The following is a 16,450-nucleotide window of genomic DNA, read 5'->3' on the forward strand; positions in this document are numbered from 1 at the left end:
AAATAACGCACCAAAATGTAACATAAAGTTACTTATGCTACATTTCTGCTGAACTTGAACATCATTAATCTGCTAAAAAGTGTTATCGATTTAAATATCGTATTTTCGAAAACCGGTTATGGTTAAATAAAAAGTCGTTTCATCCCAATCACGTTTGAGTGTTTCACCTGAAGAAAACGACGCCTCATATAATAAGTTATCCTTTGGATTAACGATCATTACTGGTTTTTGTTGTTCCCAATAACAGCATAAATATTTCAGATCCCCCATTCCCATAGTTTTAATCAAATATTGGTGGGCTTGCTTAGCATATTTACCGTCAACTTTATAAATTACTGTTATTGGCCATGTTTGACCTTCATCTTGCATTTGACAATCATAATATTGAAAATAATCAGGTGCATTAGCATCAATTTCCAGAAAAAAATCTCGACAGGTTAAATTTGGATCAAATAGTAGAGGTTCAGTTTGATTACCGTCCATTAGGTTAATGAGGGGGGAATTCTTTGTTGAATTATCAGCAAAAACGGAAGGAATGACAGCCAATAAAAGGCATAACAACAAAATAACTCTTTTTAATATCACAGATTTTTCCTTTCTTATTCTTTAAATCTTATCAACTTAAAATAAGATTTCTCCCTTTAGGTCTATATTTCAGTAGACAATATCGTTATAATCTTAACTTATTTTTTATAAAACTAGGTAATCACAAAAGTATGGACTTTGTTACGCTCGAAATTATACCTTTTATCAAAAATCACCTTTTACTTTCATTAGGTTGGATTGTGTTGTTTGTTGCAATCATTGTGTTAACCGTGAAAAGTAAACTATCAAAAGTGAAAATAATTAATAACGCGCAAGCGATCAATATGATGAACAATCAAAATGCAGTTATTGTTGATATTCGCTCAGCAGATAGCTTCAAAAAAGGGCACATTACAGAATCTCACAACATATTACCCATCGATATTAAAAATGCCAGCGCGAAAACTATTGATAAATTCAAAGAAAATATCATCATTGTGGTTGATGACAATGGTTTAACATCAGCAAGCATCGGTGAAGTATTAGTCAAACAGGGTTTTTTGCATGTATTTACATTAAAAGATGGTATTGCTGGATGGAACGGCGAAAACTTACCATTAGTTAGAAAATAATATAATTTTAAAATAAGGTTTTATCATGACTGAACAAAACAATACACAACAACCAGAAACACAATTTGCGATTCAACGTATTTATATCAAAGATGTTTCATTCGAAACTAACAACGTGCCAGAAATTTTCACAAAACAATGGCAACCGGAAATGAATTTAGAACTAAATTCAGCATCACAAGCATTAAGTGATGAAGTACATGAAGTTTCTTTACGTGTTACTGTAACGGTAAAACAACAAGAAGAAGTTGTGTATATTTGTGAAGTTACTCAATCAGGTATTTTCTCACTTATTGGATTTGACGAGGCACAAATTCGACACTGTGTTGGTGCTTATTGCCCTAATATTTTATTCCCTTATGCACGTGAAGTTATTTCAAGCTTAGTGAACAAAGGAACATTCCCACAACTTAATTTAGAACCGGTAAATTTTGAAGCACTGTTCATTAACTATTTACAACAGCAAGAGCAAGAAGCTCAAAACAAAGCTTCTGAAACTATACAATAATTGTTAAATTAATTAACAAAGTCTAGTGGATTGTTTATGAATAAAAATGCTGCAGTGACAGTTATTGGTGCAGGTTCTTATGGAACCTCACTAGCTATATTACTAGCACGTAATGGTCATAAAACCTTATTGTGGGGACATAACCCAGATAAAATGGCTATTTTGCAGCATGATAGACAAAATAGACAGTTTTTACCGGATATTCCATTTCCTGACCAATTGCAAATTGAAGCAGACCTGCAAACTGCCGTTGCTGCTTCACCTATTTTATTAATCGTTGTACCTAGCCACGTTTTTGGCAGCATTCTTAAACGAATTAAACCCTTTTTAAGAAAAGACAGCAAAATCGTTTGGGCCACCAAAGGCCTTGAAGTAGATACCGGTCGATTATTACAAGATGTTGCACGAGAAGTGTTAGGAAACAAAATCCCATTAGCGGTAATTTCGGGTCCAACTTTTGCCAAAGAAGTCGCATCTGGCTTACCAACAGCTGTCACCGTTGCGTCCACCGACGAACAATTTTTAACTGAATTACAAAATTTATTCCACTGTAGTAAATCATTTCGTGTTTATAGCAGCAAAGACTTTATCGGTGTTCAACTTGGTGGTGCGGTTAAAAATGTTATTGCCATTGGTGCTGGGTTATCGGATGGACTGGGGTTTGGCTCCAATGCGAGAACCGCTTTAATTACACGTGGACTAGCCGAAATGATGCGTTTAGGCGAAGCACTTGGTGCCGATCCTGCCACCTTTATGGGTATGGCTGGATTAGGGGATTTGGTGCTAACATGTACCGATAATCAGTCACGAAATCGTCGCTTTGGTATTTTACTGGGACAAAACAAATCGATTCAGGAAGCGCAAGATATCATTGCTCAAGTGGTTGAAGGTTGTCGAAATACTAAAGAAGTTTGGACATTAGCGCAAAAATATCATGTTGATATGCCTATCACAGAGCAAATCTATAAAGTGCTTTACGAACATAAAGATCCAAAACAGGCAGCCATGTCATTACTGGGGCGTTCACAAAAACAAGAGCTAAAAAGCTAGTTTTAAAGCAAACAACCATCCTTCCCTCAGATTATTTTATTTAACCTGTTAACTTTGTTGTTACGGCTAATAAATTAGTATTAACATCAATTTTAGCTCTAATAAATTTTTACCTTTTCTTTAATTTACTCATCATATGACTAAATTGAAATCGGAACTACTTATAAATTTCAAATGTAGCAAATTTATATTTTTTAAAATTGATTATTGGTTATTTTTTAAAAAATAATCGAGGAGTCTCGGTCATCAACCAATAATTATTAACTAAAAATAAAAAAGTTAAATAACCTAAACAATATCCTTAAATACAGCAATCACTTAGAATAACGAGCAATAAAAAATTATTGTTAACTACCCTCATTTTATAATTTATAAAGTAGGTTATCTTTTTGTAAAAATAATTAAGGAGTTCATAGCGCTTTATAATATTTATTCTGAATTAATAGAGAGTTACAACATAAAACTCAGCATGCCTATTTTCACACAATATCGCGTTCAAGCTCGCTAACGTTGCCCTCTTGATTGTAAGAGAAAAAGTAACGAATTAATAACGAATTGTTATTTTCTATTTTAATTGCTCTACTAAAAATAAAAGCTAAGGCACCACGCAAAGCCCTCTTCCTTCATAGTCTACGCGCCCCCAACCGATATGACCATGGGAGGAATGAACAATGTACGGATCGCCATCTGTTGGGTGATGATCACTTGTCCAGTAGCCATCTCGACCATAAAAGCCAAAGCTAGCATCAGAATAGTAATACATATCACCCCACTCAGAAAAGAATCCTGCATCAATTCTACGTTGGTAATAATTATTAGGTGACGGATAAATAGCACCAACATTTGCACCTTGACACCAACGACCTGAATTTATTCCTTGACAAGATGCGTTAGTTAAATCCTTTACCATCGGCAAACGGTAATTTATATTTTCACACCATTTTTGTGTATCAATATAGTTATAGTACTTTCCCTCTTTATTTCCACGGTTGACAAACCACTGCTTTAATTTAAATCCATACTTGATAATAGTATTACCATTGTCATCTTTACCAACCAACTCAAATGTTTGCGGTAAATTAGGTCTAAGTATTTTTATTTCATTTGCTATTTCATTGGGCCTATCTGAATTCCATTGTTGTTTCGATGCAACAGGGCCTGTTAGTGTAACTTTAACACGGTTACCAGTAGAGTTTGCATCAATCGTAGCTGTAATACCATTATGCTCAACCGGTTCCCACTTTAAAGGACCACTACCAGCTATCTCTAAATCAAAATATAAATGGTCAGCCCCTGTAGACGGAAAGTTTAAATAATAAAAAGATGGATTACTAGACTGAGGAATAAAGCCCTTATTTTCATTCCACATGCTAATAGGGCCTCGAAAATCGACACCGTGTGCCCACGAATCTGGTTCACTATTTTTACCATATTTTAGATTAGGTTTAGCAAAGCAAACCTTTGGTAAAGCCTTAGGATTAATATAATAAGTGGCAGTACTTGCATTAAAATTTGAACTTTTTGGAAACCCATAACGGGTAGTTAAAGCACCTCCAGAACTATTCAATGTCAATTTATAGGGCGCGTTACATATATCCAATCTTGCGTTACGGGCGACCGCTTGGTTATTGTTATCAACGATGGTTAAACTTAAGCTACCATTGGCCGAAATACCATCACTACCTTGACCGTCACCATCATCGTCCCCCCAATAAAAGTAAGGTGCGCCAATAAGTAAATTTAACTCGATTGAATTAGTATTAATGGGGATAAACATCTCAACATTAGCTAACGTTTCACCAAAATTAGGTAATTCGATTGGATTGGATTGTGTTGAATTATTAGTTGTCGGCGTGAGTCGAGCTCCATTGGATAAGCTTATCCCAAGCAAACCATCAGTATCCATTACTCGAGTATGACCACCATCTAAGGTTAAATACGGCGCATGACCATAAATAAAATTGCTAGTTACCGACGTTAAAGCTTTACAGGGATTGCTAGCCAGCATCAGCAAAATAGATAATATCACTAAAAAGATCTGCCACCCTTTAAAGGAGCGACCAAAATAGCTTAGTAAAGAACTTATGATTTTATGACAATAAAAATTAAACTGAAAGACTAAACCTTGAGGGTTAAAATTAGATGAATTGAGATCTAAAGTTGGGCAGATTGGGTGTTGGGTGTTGGGTGTTGAAAATTATAATGCATTCCGACATTCCTGTCAATTAATATTTTGTTTTATTTGAATTTATCTTAACTTAACCGATTATTTAATAATCAATTTAATAAAAGTAAAATTATAATGTGTTGAAAAAACTACGCAACTTATTTTAATTATTTTAATTGTTAACTTTTGTAAATATTCTTGCCGATTTTCACTTTGAAATAGTGAGAAAAAATACCAATTTTTAAGGTATAAATACCATTTAAATGTTAAGTTAGATTAGAAGAATTTTGATGCTCTCCCCCCTTTACGCTACTTTTTAGGTAAGGGGGTGCTACTTTTTGAAGGAAGGATTAGATATTCGTTCCAAAGCCCTTTTGTTTGGCTTTCTGATAAATATCATAACCAACATAGACATCTAAAACAGCCGTTCCTACCGTTTTAAATAAAGTGATTTGCTGATCATTTTGGCGACATTTTTGTGGATCGCTAACTAAATCCCCCAACTCATAAAAATCTTGTTGTGTGACTAACTGTTGATTAATTGGATCGATAATATCACCCGCTTCAGCAAATACGCCATCTTTAGTATCAAGCACGCGAATATCAGCGTTTTCAACAATATTACTTGGAATTTCATGCATTTCTGGCGTGTAAGCTCCTACGCCATTGACATGGGTTCCCGGCTTAACCAGATCACCATTAAAGGTAACCACTTTTGATGTGGTGACCGAGGTAATAATATCGGCTTGGTGAATATCTTCATCCAAATTATGAGAAAAATAGAGGTTAGCAGAAAAATGGGCGAAGCGTTTTTTCATCTCTTCGACAAACGCCTTGCCTTTACTGGCATCAAGCCCATAGATCGCTACATCGGTTAACTGCCGTACCGTTAACATAGCTTCTAATTGTGCAGCAGCTTGCCCACCAGTACCAATTAATACTGCTCGTTTAGCATCCTTTTTTGCTAATAAATCGGTGGCAGCACCTTGTACCGCACCGGTTCGCAATTGGGTAACAAATGTGCCATCTAATATCGCACAAACTTCGCCCGTTTGAGGATCAATCATAAATACTTGCGCCGGAACCGATGGTTTTCCCAATTTGGGATTATCAGGAAAAACCGAGACAATTTTTAATCCAACAACATCGTTTTCTTTAATATGGGCAGGCATAAATAGACATTGCCCTTTTTGCATATCAAAGTTGATACGTAAAGGCACTTCACTATTACCTTGAGTATAAATTTTCAGTGCTTGCTTATCAGCAGCGATTGCATCTTGCATAGTATAGAATTGTTGAATATCATGGGCAGTTAAAATTAGCATTTTTATTCCTTACGGTTATTTAACATTTATTTTACTTTTTTGTTATCTGATGTCTATTATTTAATCTTTTACAGCAAAATTTAAAATACAACTTATTGTTTATTAAGGATATGTATGAAATGAATTTTGCTTTCTTGTATATTTAATTTATTTTCACTATTATTACATTGTGCAATATTGCACGGAAATTGAGAAATCAGATGTTATTTAAAATATTAAAATTTTTTTTAAAGATTTTATTTCATGTTAAGATTCATGGAAATCTTAATAATTTAAAACAAGACAGATTACTTATCACTCCTAATCATGTTTCCTTTCTAGACGGCGTCTTAATTGGCGTATTTTTACCGGTAAAACCAGTATTTGCTATCTATGCAGGTTATATTAATCACTGGTTAGTACGTTTCGCCAAACGTTATGTTGATTTTGTGCCAATGGATCCATTAAGTCCAATGGCGATTAAAAAATTAGTCCGTGAAATTGAAAAAGGACGACCTATTGTTATTTTTCCGGAAGGTCGAATTACCATAACCGGATCATTAATGAAAATTTATGATGGTGCAGCATTTGTTGCCGCGCGTTCTCAGGCGACCATTGTACCGGTTTGGATAGAAGGTGCCGAATTTACCTTAACTAGCCGGTTAAAAGGCTTATTTAAGCGCCGCCTATTTCCCAAAATTACTATCCATGTACTGGATCCAAAATCAATTCCAATGCCTGATTCACCAAAAGCAAGTGAACGAAGATATATTGCTGGTGAAAAATTACATCAAATTATGATGAATGCCAGAATGGCAAGTCGACCAAAATTGACTCTTTTTGAAGCTTTGCTCGAAGCCCAAGTTCGCTATGGAGTAAAATCGCGGATGGTTCAAGATCCGACCTCTCACGAGGCCTCCTATCGGAACCTACTTAAGCAGATCATTGGCGTTAGTTGCATTATTGCTAAAATTACCAAACCGAAAGAGCGGGTTGGCTTATTGCTACCAAATGCAACGATCACTGTTGCGACTATTTTTGGTCTATCGGTTAAAAATCGTATTCCCGCTATGCTTAACTATACTGCGGGAACGAAAGGGGTAACTTGTGCAGTTACTGCAGCAGAAATTAAAACGATCATAACTTCACGTAAATTTATTAAAAAAGGTAAACTTGATTATCTATTGGAAGAAATTAAGGATGTCAATTGGTATTTCCTCGAAGACTTGCGTAGCAGTTTGAACTTTTTTGATAAACTATACGTTGCAGTGCATCAATACATTCCGCGGTTAGTGAAACGTCAACAATCAAGTGATGATGAGGCTTTAGTGTTATTCACTTCAGGATCGGAAGGCAATCCTAAAGGCGTTGTGCATAGCCATGGTAGTTTATTGGCAAATGTTGAACAAATTCGTACCGTTATCGACCCAACACCTGCTGACCGTTTTATGTCCGCATTACCACTTTTTCATGCCTTTGGTATTACGGCTGGTTTATTTTTACCGTTATTTTCCGGCAGTCGAACCTTCTTATATCCAAACCCATTACATTATCGTATGGTGCCAGAAATCATTTATGACCAAAACTGTACCGTATTGTTTGGTACACCAACTTTTTTAGCTAACTATGCCCGATATGCCCATCCTTATGATTTTATGCGCTTACGCTATGTAGTTGCCGGTGCTGAAAAACTGTCCGATGCGGTGCGTGAGCAGTGGAAAGATAAGTACGGTATCCGAATTTTAGAAGGTTATGGCGTAACCGAGTGTGCACCTGTTGTTGCCCTTAATGTGCCGATGGCCTTTAAAGCTGGAACCGTTGGTCGTTTATTACCGGGAATGGAATCGAGATTAATACCCATTTCAGGCATTACCAATGGTGGTGAATTACAGCTTAAAGGGCCTAACGTGATGAAAGGTTACTTACGCGTTGAAAAACCAGGCGTACTTGAAGCTCCGGTTGCCATCGATGAAAACGGTAATGCAGATAAAGGTTGGTATGATACTGGCGATATCGTTGCGATTGATAAAGATGAATTTTTAACAATTAAAGGACGCTTAAAACGCTTCGCCAAAATTGCTGGTGAAATGGTCTCACTTGAAAGTGTTGAAGCATTGGCTAAAAAAGTCGACCCTGATGCGATGCATGGTGCAACAGTAAAGGCTGACGCCGCTAAAGGTGAAGCTCTGGTACTATTTACGACTTCGACTAAATTAACTCGTGAACAGCTTAATCAAGCAGCGCAAGATTTAGGTATTCCTGCCTTAGCCATCCCTCGGGATATTCGCTTGGTTAAAGAGTTGCCATTACTTGGTACAGGTAAAATCGATTTTATTACCTTACGCAAAATGGCTGATGAAACGCAATAGCCACAAGGATAGGATATGAGTAAACAACCTCTTATAACGGTAGGCATGGCTGCGACCATGCTAGCTCAGTTTTTTTCGGCTTTTGCTGACAATGCAATTTTTTTTGCTATCCTTGCTTTTATTAAGCAGCTCCATTATCCAGAATGGAGCCAATCAGCATTGCAAATCGGTTTTGTAATTCCTTTTATCCTTCTTTCACCTTTTGTTGGGCAATTTGCCGACAGTATGTCTAAAGGCAAAGCGATGATGATTTCTAATGGGGTAAAATTATTAGGCGCCGCCATCATCTGCCTAAATATCAACCCATTTTTAGGTTATTTCCTAGTTGGTGTGGGAGCAGCTGGCTACTCACCGGCAAAATACGGTATTTTAGGTGAGCTGACGTCTGGTGATAATCTAGTTAAAGCTAATGGCTTAATTGAAGCATCTACCATTGCTGCTATTTTGCTGGGCTCACTTGCTGGTGGCCATATTGCTGATTTAGATATTACATTAGCGTTACTTACTTGTGTGCTAATGTATGGGCTGGCGGTGATAGCAAACATTTTTATTCCCAAACTACCTGCTGCTCGACAAGATATTGAGTGGAAGTTTATGAGTATGATAAAAGATTTTGCTAAAACCTTTAAAATCATCTTCAACAATAAACAAGCACTTTATACTTTACTCGGCACTAGCCTATTTTGGGGAGCCGGCATTACCTTGCGTTTTTTATTAATTAGCTGGGTGCCAGTTGTTTTAGGTATTACTGACAATTCAACACCAACTAATCTAAATGCGGTTGTGGCAATAGGTATTGTTGTTGGTGCAGGGCTTGCTAGTGCGACGGTTTCAATATCCAATACACTTCGCTGTATTCCAGCTGGAATATTAATGGGATTGGCGGTCATCGCATTTACGCTACAAAGCAATATGATTAGTTCTTATATATTATTAGTGATTATTGGTGCGTTAGGCGGTTATTTTTTAGTCCCACTCAATGCATTAATTCAAAAAATAGGTAAAGAGCTTATCGGTGCAGGTAGTGTTATTTCGATACAGAACTTAAGCGAGTATAGTGCAATGATGATTATGCTCAGTGCTTATACATTAGCGGTCGCTTGTGAATTATCAGTCATTACAATTGGTGTCGGTTTTGGTATGCTATTTGCTATTATTATCGCCTTTGTATGGTTAGGATTAAAATCACATGCCAAACATTAATTTATCAGTAATGATTACTGAGAATCGCAACAGTGCGAGCGAAAACATAGATTGCGCATCAACACTGGAGATTCTGCAAATTATCAATAATGAAGATAAAAAAGTAGCCATCGCGGTTGAAAAACAACTAACCAATATAGCCAAAGCAGTGGATGCAATTAGTCACGCCTTGTTAAATCGAGGTCGTTTAATTTACCTTGGTGCCGGCACCTCAGGGCGCTTGGGGATTTTAGATGCCAGCGAGTGTCCGCCTACTTATGGAACAGCCCCTGAACAAGTGGTTGGATTAATCGCTGGTGGGCACCCTGCCATATTTAAAGCGGTTGAAAACGCAGAAGATTCACCTGAATTAGCGGTTAATGATCTAAAAAACATTAATTTTAGTGAACAAGATATCTTAGTGGGGATCGCCGCAAGTGGTCGCACACCATATGTTATCGGCGGCATGCAATATGCCAAATCACTTGGTGCAACAGTAATCAGTTTATGCTGCAATGCCAATGCACCTATGATTAATTTGGCCAATATAGCCATCACCCCAATCGTCGGTGCAGAAGTCGTTACCGGTTCATCAAGAATGAAAGCAGGTACGGCACAAAAATTGGTACTTAATATGCTAACCACCGCTAGCATGATTAAAATCGGCAAAGTTTATGGTAATTTAATGGTTGATGTTGAAGCCACTAATGCTAAGTTGGTTGAACGACAAATATCCATTGTCATGCAAGCCACCGATTGTAGTCGCCAGACAGCGATCACAACCTTAAACCAATGTAACCAACATTGTAAAACAGCTATTTTAATGATCCTAGCCGGATTAACAGCTCAGCAAGCAAAAACAACTCTAGAACAAAATAATGGCTTTATCCGCACGGCATTGGAGCAACACATTAAATAAATTAATAATTTATTCTCTTATTTATAAATAATCTTTATTATCATCAGACAACTTGTAGGATAAAGAAAGATTATTTAATAAATTTAGCAATATTTTTTATTAAATTTTGATGAAGATCGAATTTATAAATCATATTGTTAATTAAAATAAAAAAAATGTAGATTGATTTTATTAACTTTATATTAGCTATAATATAAAAAACTAGGAGGTACGTTATGGTTGGAATTATCCTGGCAACTCATGGTGAGTTTGCTGAAGGTATTTTACAATCAGGGACGATGATATTTGGAGAGCAAGAGAATGTTAAAGCCGTTACTTTGCATCCAAGTGATAGTCCTGAAAGTTTAAAAGAAAGGATGCTATCAGCAATTGCTACTTTCGATAACCAAAATGAAATACTGTTTTTAGTAGATTTATGGGGCGGTACGCCATTTAATCAAGCCAATACTCTTTGTGGCGAACACCCAAATTGGGCTATCGTTGCCGGTTTGAACCTTCCCATGTTGATCGAAGCTTATTCATCACGTTTATCGATGGATACCGCCAAAGAAGTGGCTGCCGCCATTATCGAATCAGCCCAAGATGGTATTCGAACAACAGTTGAAGTGGCAGCTAAACCAACACCAAACAACCAACAGTCAGGTGCGATCCCTGAAGGTACCGTAATAGGTGATGGTAAGTTGAAAATTGTATTAGCGCGCGTCGACTCTCGCTTGTTACACGGACAGGTAGCAACCGCTTGGACTAAAACCACTAACCCTAATCGTATTATCGTGGTTTCAGACTCAGTTGCCAAAGATGAGCTAAGAAAAAAACTGATTGAAGAAGCTGCACCTCCAGGAGTTAAAGCTAATGTCGTGCCAATTAAAAAAATTATCGAAGTTGCGCATGATCCACGTTTTGGTAACACTAAAGCTTTATTACTTTTCGAAAACCCGGAAGATGTACTTCGTGCTGTCGAAGGTGGTGTTGATATTCAAACATTAAATGTTGGTTCCATGGCTCACTCTGTTGGCAAGGTAATGGTCAATAAAGTGCTGTCTATGAGCACTGAAGATGTTGATACATTCGAAAAATTAAAAGCGAAAAATGTGAAATTTGACGTTCGCAAAGTACCTAATGATTCTAACGATAATATGGATGAATTATTAAAGAAAGCGAAACAAGAATTAGCCGGACAGAAAAATTAGTTTAATTAAGAGGTTATTATTATGACTTTATCGATTATTGCTATCATTTTAGTGATAGTTATTGCGTTCCTAGCGGGGATGGAAGGTATTTTGGATCAATTCCAGTTCCATCAACCATTAGTTGCTTGTTCATTAATTGGTCTTGTAACAGGAAATCTAGAAGCGGGTGTTATGTTAGGTGGATCATTACAGATGATAGCACTAGGTTGGGCAAATATTGGTGCCGCCGTTGCTCCTGATGCCGCACTTGCTGCCGTTGCTTCGTCAATCATTTTAGTACTTGGTGGACAAGGTGAAGCGGGGGTAGCGACAGCTATCGCTATTGCTATCCCACTTGCGGTTGCTGGTCTATTTTTAACTATGATCGTAAGAACTATTGCCGTGCCATTAGTGCATTTAATGGACGCCGCAGCAGAGCAAGGTAATATTCGTAGAATCGAATTGTTGCAAATATTAGGAGTTTGTTTACAAGGTTTACGTATCGCAATCCCAGCAGCAGCACTATTGTTTATTCCTGCCGATGCAGTCAAGGAAGCATTAAACTCAATGCCTGAATGGTTAACAACGGGTATGGCTATTGGTGGCGGTATGGTGGTTGCTGTTGGTTATGCGATGGTAATCAATATGATGGCAAACCGTGAAGTTTGGCCATTTTTCATTATCGGTTTTGTCGTTGCCGCGATATCACAATTAACCTTGATTGCATTAGGTGCGCTAGGTATTGCTTTAGCACTGATTTATCTCAATCTTTCTGAACGTGGCAATTCATCAAATGGTGGTAGTAAAGGCGATCCACTTGATGATATTTTGAATGATTACTAAGAACTTGGAGAAGAACATGACAGATAAAATTCATTTAAGCAAAAAAGACCGTTTAGCGGTAGCTTGGCGTTCAACTTTCCTTCAAGGTTCTTGGAACTACGAACGTATGCAAAATGGTGGTTGGGTTTATTCAATGATTCCAGCTATCAAAAAATTATATACCACAAAAGAAGATCGTTCAGCCGCGCTTAAACGTCATTTAGAATTTTTTAATACTCACCCTTATTTAGCATCACCGGTACTTGGTGTGACTTTAGCCCTTGAAGAAGAACGTGCTAATGGTGCACCAGTTGATGATGTCGCTATTCAAGGGGTTAAAGTGGGGATGATGGGACCTTTAGCAGGGGTTGGTGATCCAGTATTCTGGTTTACCGTTCGTCCTATGCTTGGTGCATTAGGCGCTTCACTTGCCTTAAGTGGTAATATTTTAGGACCAATTTTATTCTTCTTACTTTGGAATATTATTCGTTGCTCCTTTATGTGGCTTACTCAAGAATTTGGTTACCGTACCGGTTCGAAAATTACCGATAATTTAGGTGGTGGTTTACTGCAAAAAATCACTAAAGGTGCATCTATATTGGGGATGTTTGTCTTGGCAGCTTTGGTACAAAGGTGGGTATCAATAAAATTCCAACCTGTTGTATCAACAGTAAAATTAGATAATGGTGCATTTATTGATTGGAATTCACTACCCTCTGGTGCCGAAGGTATTCACCAAGCATTAATCCAAATGCAAAGTGGACTTGCGCTGAGCCAAGAAAAAGTAACTACCTTACAAAATAACTTAGATCAGTTAATTCCTGGACTGGTGCCATTACTATTAACTTTCTTATGTATGTGGTTACTTCGTAAAAAAGTATCCCCTATTTTAATTATTCTTGGACTATTCTTAGTCGGTATTATTGGTCACGTTGTTGGTCTTTTATAACATCAAGAATGTTAACTAAAAAATTGAGGAAGGCACTTTTTAAGTAAAAATTGTGCTTCCCTCAAACATTACTCACCCTTTTCACCATCAATCACGGGAAAAGGGTGAAATAACTAACTCAAATTAGCATAATGGAAACAAGCAATTAAATGGTGCAATCATTAAATACCAAAATAGATTTAACAGTTAAAGCGACTGCATTTTCAGGATTTTCAGAATATGGCGACATTATGATTGGCGATAAAGCATTTGAATTCTATCATCAACGTGATCCACGCAAATATATTCAAATTCCTTGGGAAGAAGTCGATTATGTTATCGCCTCGGTATTTTTTAAAGGTAAGTGGATATCTCGATACTCCATACAAACCAAAAAAGATGGAACATTTGCTTTTGCCTCCAAAGAGCCAAAGAAAGTATTAAGAGCAATACGAGTCTATGTTGATAGCCAAAAAATGGTCAAATCATTAGGGTTTTTCGACGTCTTAATTCGTGCTTTTCGACGTAAAAAGTCCTAAAAATAAACCATCTATTAGACAGCAATATCTCAGTAAACCAAGCCAACTATTATCAATTAAGCGAATTGTCTGCAATGCGCTTGGTTAACCAGATGAATTTATGTTCATTTATGATTAAACTTGCGGATAACCGCTACCACCACGCTTCTACACACTCAATCAGTCATTGCACTTTTTGCTAGAAAGAGTATAATTCTGGGGCTTTGATTTTGTCCATGTTGGGCAAAAGAAAGATTATTTTTTAATTTAAGAGGATGTTATGGTAACTATTCGTTTAGCTCGTGGTGGCTCTAAAAAGCGCCCTTTTTATCAAGTAGTTGTCACTGATAGCCGTAACCCACGTGATGGTCGTTTTATTGAGCGCGTTGGCTTTTTTAATCCAATTGCACAAGGTAAAGCAGAAGAATTACGTTTAGATCTTGATCGCGTAAATCATTGGGTTGGTTTAGGTGCAACAGTTTCTGATCGTGTTAATGCATTGATCAAACAAGCACAAAAAGCTGCTTAATTAAGTAATAGTAACTGTGATGATGAATACTGAGAATCTAATTGTTGTTGGTAAACTTGGTTCAAGCTACGGCATTCGTGGATGGCTCAGAATTTTTTCGTTTACAGAACTTCCAGATAGTATTTTTGATTACAAACCTTGGTATATCCAGCGTGCTGGAAAATGGCAAGAAGTAATTGTAGAGAGCTTTAAACCGCATAATCAGGACATGATTGTCAAACTCAAAGGCGTTGATGATCGCGACCAAGCTAATGCGTTAACCAATGCTGAAGTATTTGTTGATGCAGAAGAATTACCTGAATTAAATCAAGGTGATTTTTATTGGAAAGATCTCATTGGCTGTCGAGTAAAAACAGTTAATGGTTATGACTTAGGTCAGGTAACTGATTTAATGGAAACCGGTTCTAATGATGTATTGGTCGTTAAAGCAAATCTAAAAGATGCATTTGGAGCAACAGAACGTTTAATCCCTTTTGTTGAAGAACAATTTATTAAACAAGTTGATTTAACAACAAAAATGATTGTGGTCGATTGGGATCCCGCTTTTTAATTGGTAAGGTAAGAATATGTGGATTGGCGTAATTAGCCTTTTTCCCGAAATGTTCCAAGCTATTACCTGTTATGGCGTAACTGGTCGAGCTGTTAAAAATGGGCTGTTAACCGTAGATTATTGGAACCCGCGCGATTTTGCGCATGATAAGCATAAGACTGTCGATGATAGGCCTTATGGTGGTGGTCCCGGCATGTTAATGATGGTACAACCACTTAGAGATGCAATTCATGCAGCAAAGGCAGTAGCAGGTGAAGATACCAAAGTAATCTATCTTTCCCCACAAGGGCGCAAATTAAACCAACAAGGTGTTTGCGAGTTATCACAATATCAAAAGTTGATTTTGATTTGTGGTCGATACGAAGGTATAGATGAACGCGTTATCCAAACCGAAATTGATGAAGAATGGTCAATTGGGGATTACGTGTTAAGTGGCGGTGAATTACCGGCGATGACAATGATTGATGCATTAGCCAGATTTATTCCGGGTGTATTAAATCATGAATCATCAGCAGAAGAAGACTCTTTTGCTAACGGCTTACTTGATTGCCCACACTATACTCGACCTGAGGTGTTAGATGGAATGGCGGTGCCTGACGTATTAATGTCTGGTCACCATGAAGCGATTCGTCGTTGGCGATTAAAACAATCACTAGGACGAACTTGGTTGAGAAGAGAAGATCTTCTTGAAAATCTAGCTCTGACTGATGAAGAGCAACGTTTACTCACTGAATTCCAGCGTGAATATCGTGATGAACAGAGCCATTAATATTTCAGTATAACTAGTAAGAGACAAAATTATGAAAAATGCAATTATTCAGCAATTAGAACAAGAACAAATGAAAAAAGACATCCCGTCTTTTCGCCCGGGTGATACGGTAGAAGTTAAAGTATGGGTTGTTGAAGGTAACAAAAAACGTCTTCAAGCATATGAAGGTGTTGTTGTAGCAATTCGTAATCGTGGTTTACATTCTGCATTTACAGTACGTAAAATTTCGAATGGCGAAGGTGTTGAACGAGTATTCCAAACTCACTCACCAATTGTTGATTCAATTACTGTGAAACGTCGTGGTCAAGTACGTCAAGCTAAACTTTACTACTTACGCGAACTTCGTGGTAAAGCAGCGCGTATCAAAGAGCGCCTTAACTAATTCAAATTGGTTAATATTTAATATACACATTAAAATATATCCAATTAAATATGGTCACCTTTATGGTGACCGTTTTTATGGGTATTATAGTTCATTCCCGCCAACAATCGTTGACACATTTCAAGCA

At 37.2% G+C, this 16,450-nt stretch carries 16 protein-coding genes and 2 pseudogenes; 15 read left to right on the forward strand and 3 right to left on the reverse strand.

The genetic code is table 11. From position 1 onward, the window contains the following. Positions 1-90: 90 nt before the first annotated feature. Positions 91-585, reverse strand: a complete 495-nt coding sequence (locus tag DKK70_RS13535) for a DUF4952 domain-containing protein (RefSeq protein ID WP_146210882.1) — start codon at positions 583-585, stop codon at positions 91-93. Positions 586-716: 131 nt separating this feature from the next. Between DKK70_RS13535 and DKK70_RS13540 the strand changes: the two genes are divergently transcribed. From DKK70_RS13540 to gpsA, 3 genes are read left to right on the forward strand one after another with little or no spacing between them, the layout of a single operon-like run. Then, positions 717-1,157, forward strand: a complete 441-nt coding sequence (locus tag DKK70_RS13540) for a rhodanese-like domain-containing protein (protein ID WP_110434482.1) — start codon at positions 717-719, stop codon at positions 1,155-1,157. A gap of 25 nt (positions 1,158-1,182) precedes the next feature. Continuing rightward, positions 1,183-1,665 carry a protein-export chaperone SecB gene (secB, locus tag DKK70_RS13545; RefSeq protein ID WP_034883175.1) on the forward strand — a complete coding sequence of 161 codons (483 nt, stop codon included), beginning with the start codon at positions 1,183-1,185 and terminating at the stop codon, positions 1,663-1,665. Between the two features lie 36 nt (positions 1,666-1,701). Next, a complete protein-coding gene (gpsA, locus tag DKK70_RS13550) occupies positions 1,702-2,715 on the forward strand; it encodes an NAD(P)H-dependent glycerol-3-phosphate dehydrogenase (RefSeq protein ID WP_110434483.1) in 1,014 nt (337 codons plus the stop codon). 595 nt (positions 2,716-3,310) lie between these two features. Here gpsA and DKK70_RS13555 read toward each other — a convergent pair. Then, on the reverse strand, positions 3,311-4,744 hold the full coding sequence (locus tag DKK70_RS13555; protein ID WP_146210883.1) for a hypothetical protein: 1,434 nt from the start codon (positions 4,742-4,744) through the stop codon (positions 3,311-3,313). 488 nt (positions 4,745-5,232) lie between these two features. Next, positions 5,233-6,207: an ornithine cyclodeaminase family protein gene (locus DKK70_RS13560; RefSeq protein WP_110434485.1), complete on the reverse strand. Its 975-nt coding sequence runs from the start codon at positions 6,205-6,207 to the stop codon at positions 5,233-5,235. A gap of 200 nt (positions 6,208-6,407) precedes the next feature. On the opposite strand from DKK70_RS13560, the gene aas reads away from it, so the two are divergent. The 12 genes and pseudogenes from aas to rplS all read left to right on the forward strand — a co-directional run bounded on the left by aas (position 6,408) and on the right by rplS (position 16,323). Then, the gene (gene aas, locus DKK70_RS13565) at positions 6,408-8,555 is read left to right on the forward strand and encodes a bifunctional acyl-ACP--phospholipid O-acyltransferase/long-chain-fatty-acid--ACP ligase (RefSeq protein ID WP_110434486.1); all 2,148 of its coding nucleotides are present in this window, start codon (positions 6,408-6,410) and stop codon (positions 8,553-8,555) included. Positions 8,556-8,570: 15 nt separating this feature from the next. Beyond that, on the forward strand, positions 8,571-9,758 hold the full coding sequence (lplT, locus tag DKK70_RS13570) for a lysophospholipid transporter LplT (RefSeq protein WP_110434487.1): 1,188 nt from the start codon (positions 8,571-8,573) through the stop codon (positions 9,756-9,758). Next, entirely contained in the window at positions 9,745-10,656 is a 912-nt protein-coding gene (murQ, locus tag DKK70_RS13575; RefSeq protein ID WP_110434488.1) for an N-acetylmuramic acid 6-phosphate etherase, read from the forward strand. Before lplT ends, murQ begins: the two co-directional genes overlap by 14 nt. Before the next feature lie 215 nt (positions 10,657-10,871). After that, positions 10,872-11,244, forward strand: a pseudogene (locus DKK70_RS17715) (PTS sugar transporter subunit IIA); the annotation flags it as partial. A 44-nt stretch (positions 11,245-11,288) separates the two neighbouring features. Continuing rightward, positions 11,289-11,846 (forward strand): annotated as a pseudogene (locus tag DKK70_RS17720) (PTS system mannose/fructose/N-acetylgalactosamine-transporter subunit IIB); the annotation flags it as partial. 21 nt (positions 11,847-11,867) lie between these two features. Next, entirely contained in the window at positions 11,868-12,668 is an 801-nt protein-coding gene (locus DKK70_RS13585) for a PTS mannose/fructose/sorbose transporter subunit IIC (RefSeq protein ID WP_110434490.1), read from the forward strand. 16 nt (positions 12,669-12,684) lie between these two features. Continuing rightward, positions 12,685-13,596: a PTS system mannose/fructose/sorbose family transporter subunit IID gene (locus DKK70_RS13590; protein ID WP_110434491.1), complete on the forward strand. Its 912-nt coding sequence runs from the start codon at positions 12,685-12,687 to the stop codon at positions 13,594-13,596. Between the two features lie 149 nt (positions 13,597-13,745). Beyond that, the gene (locus DKK70_RS13595) at positions 13,746-14,114 is read left to right on the forward strand and encodes a DUF956 family protein (protein ID WP_110424251.1); all 369 of its coding nucleotides are present in this window, start codon (positions 13,746-13,748) and stop codon (positions 14,112-14,114) included. A 259-nt stretch (positions 14,115-14,373) separates the two neighbouring features. Further along, positions 14,374-14,622, forward strand: coding sequence for a 30S ribosomal protein S16 (gene rpsP / locus DKK70_RS13600; RefSeq protein WP_034900786.1), 249 nt, complete (start codon positions 14,374-14,376; stop codon positions 14,620-14,622). Between the two features lie 19 nt (positions 14,623-14,641). After that, entirely contained in the window at positions 14,642-15,172 is a 531-nt protein-coding gene (gene rimM, locus DKK70_RS13605; protein WP_110434492.1) for a ribosome maturation factor RimM, read from the forward strand. A 16-nt stretch (positions 15,173-15,188) separates the two neighbouring features. Continuing rightward, the gene (gene trmD / locus DKK70_RS13610; RefSeq protein ID WP_110434493.1) at positions 15,189-15,941 is read left to right on the forward strand and encodes a tRNA (guanosine(37)-N1)-methyltransferase TrmD; all 753 of its coding nucleotides are present in this window, start codon (positions 15,189-15,191) and stop codon (positions 15,939-15,941) included. 31 nt (positions 15,942-15,972) lie between these two features. After that, positions 15,973-16,323, forward strand: a complete 351-nt coding sequence (gene rplS, locus DKK70_RS13615; protein ID WP_025314641.1) for a 50S ribosomal protein L19 — start codon at positions 15,973-15,975, stop codon at positions 16,321-16,323. The last annotated feature ends 127 nt before the right edge of the window (positions 16,324-16,450 follow it).

It is taken from the genome of Gilliamella apicola (assembly GCF_003202655.1).
GTDB lineage: Bacteria > Pseudomonadota > Gammaproteobacteria > Enterobacterales > Orbaceae > Gilliamella > Gilliamella apicola_R.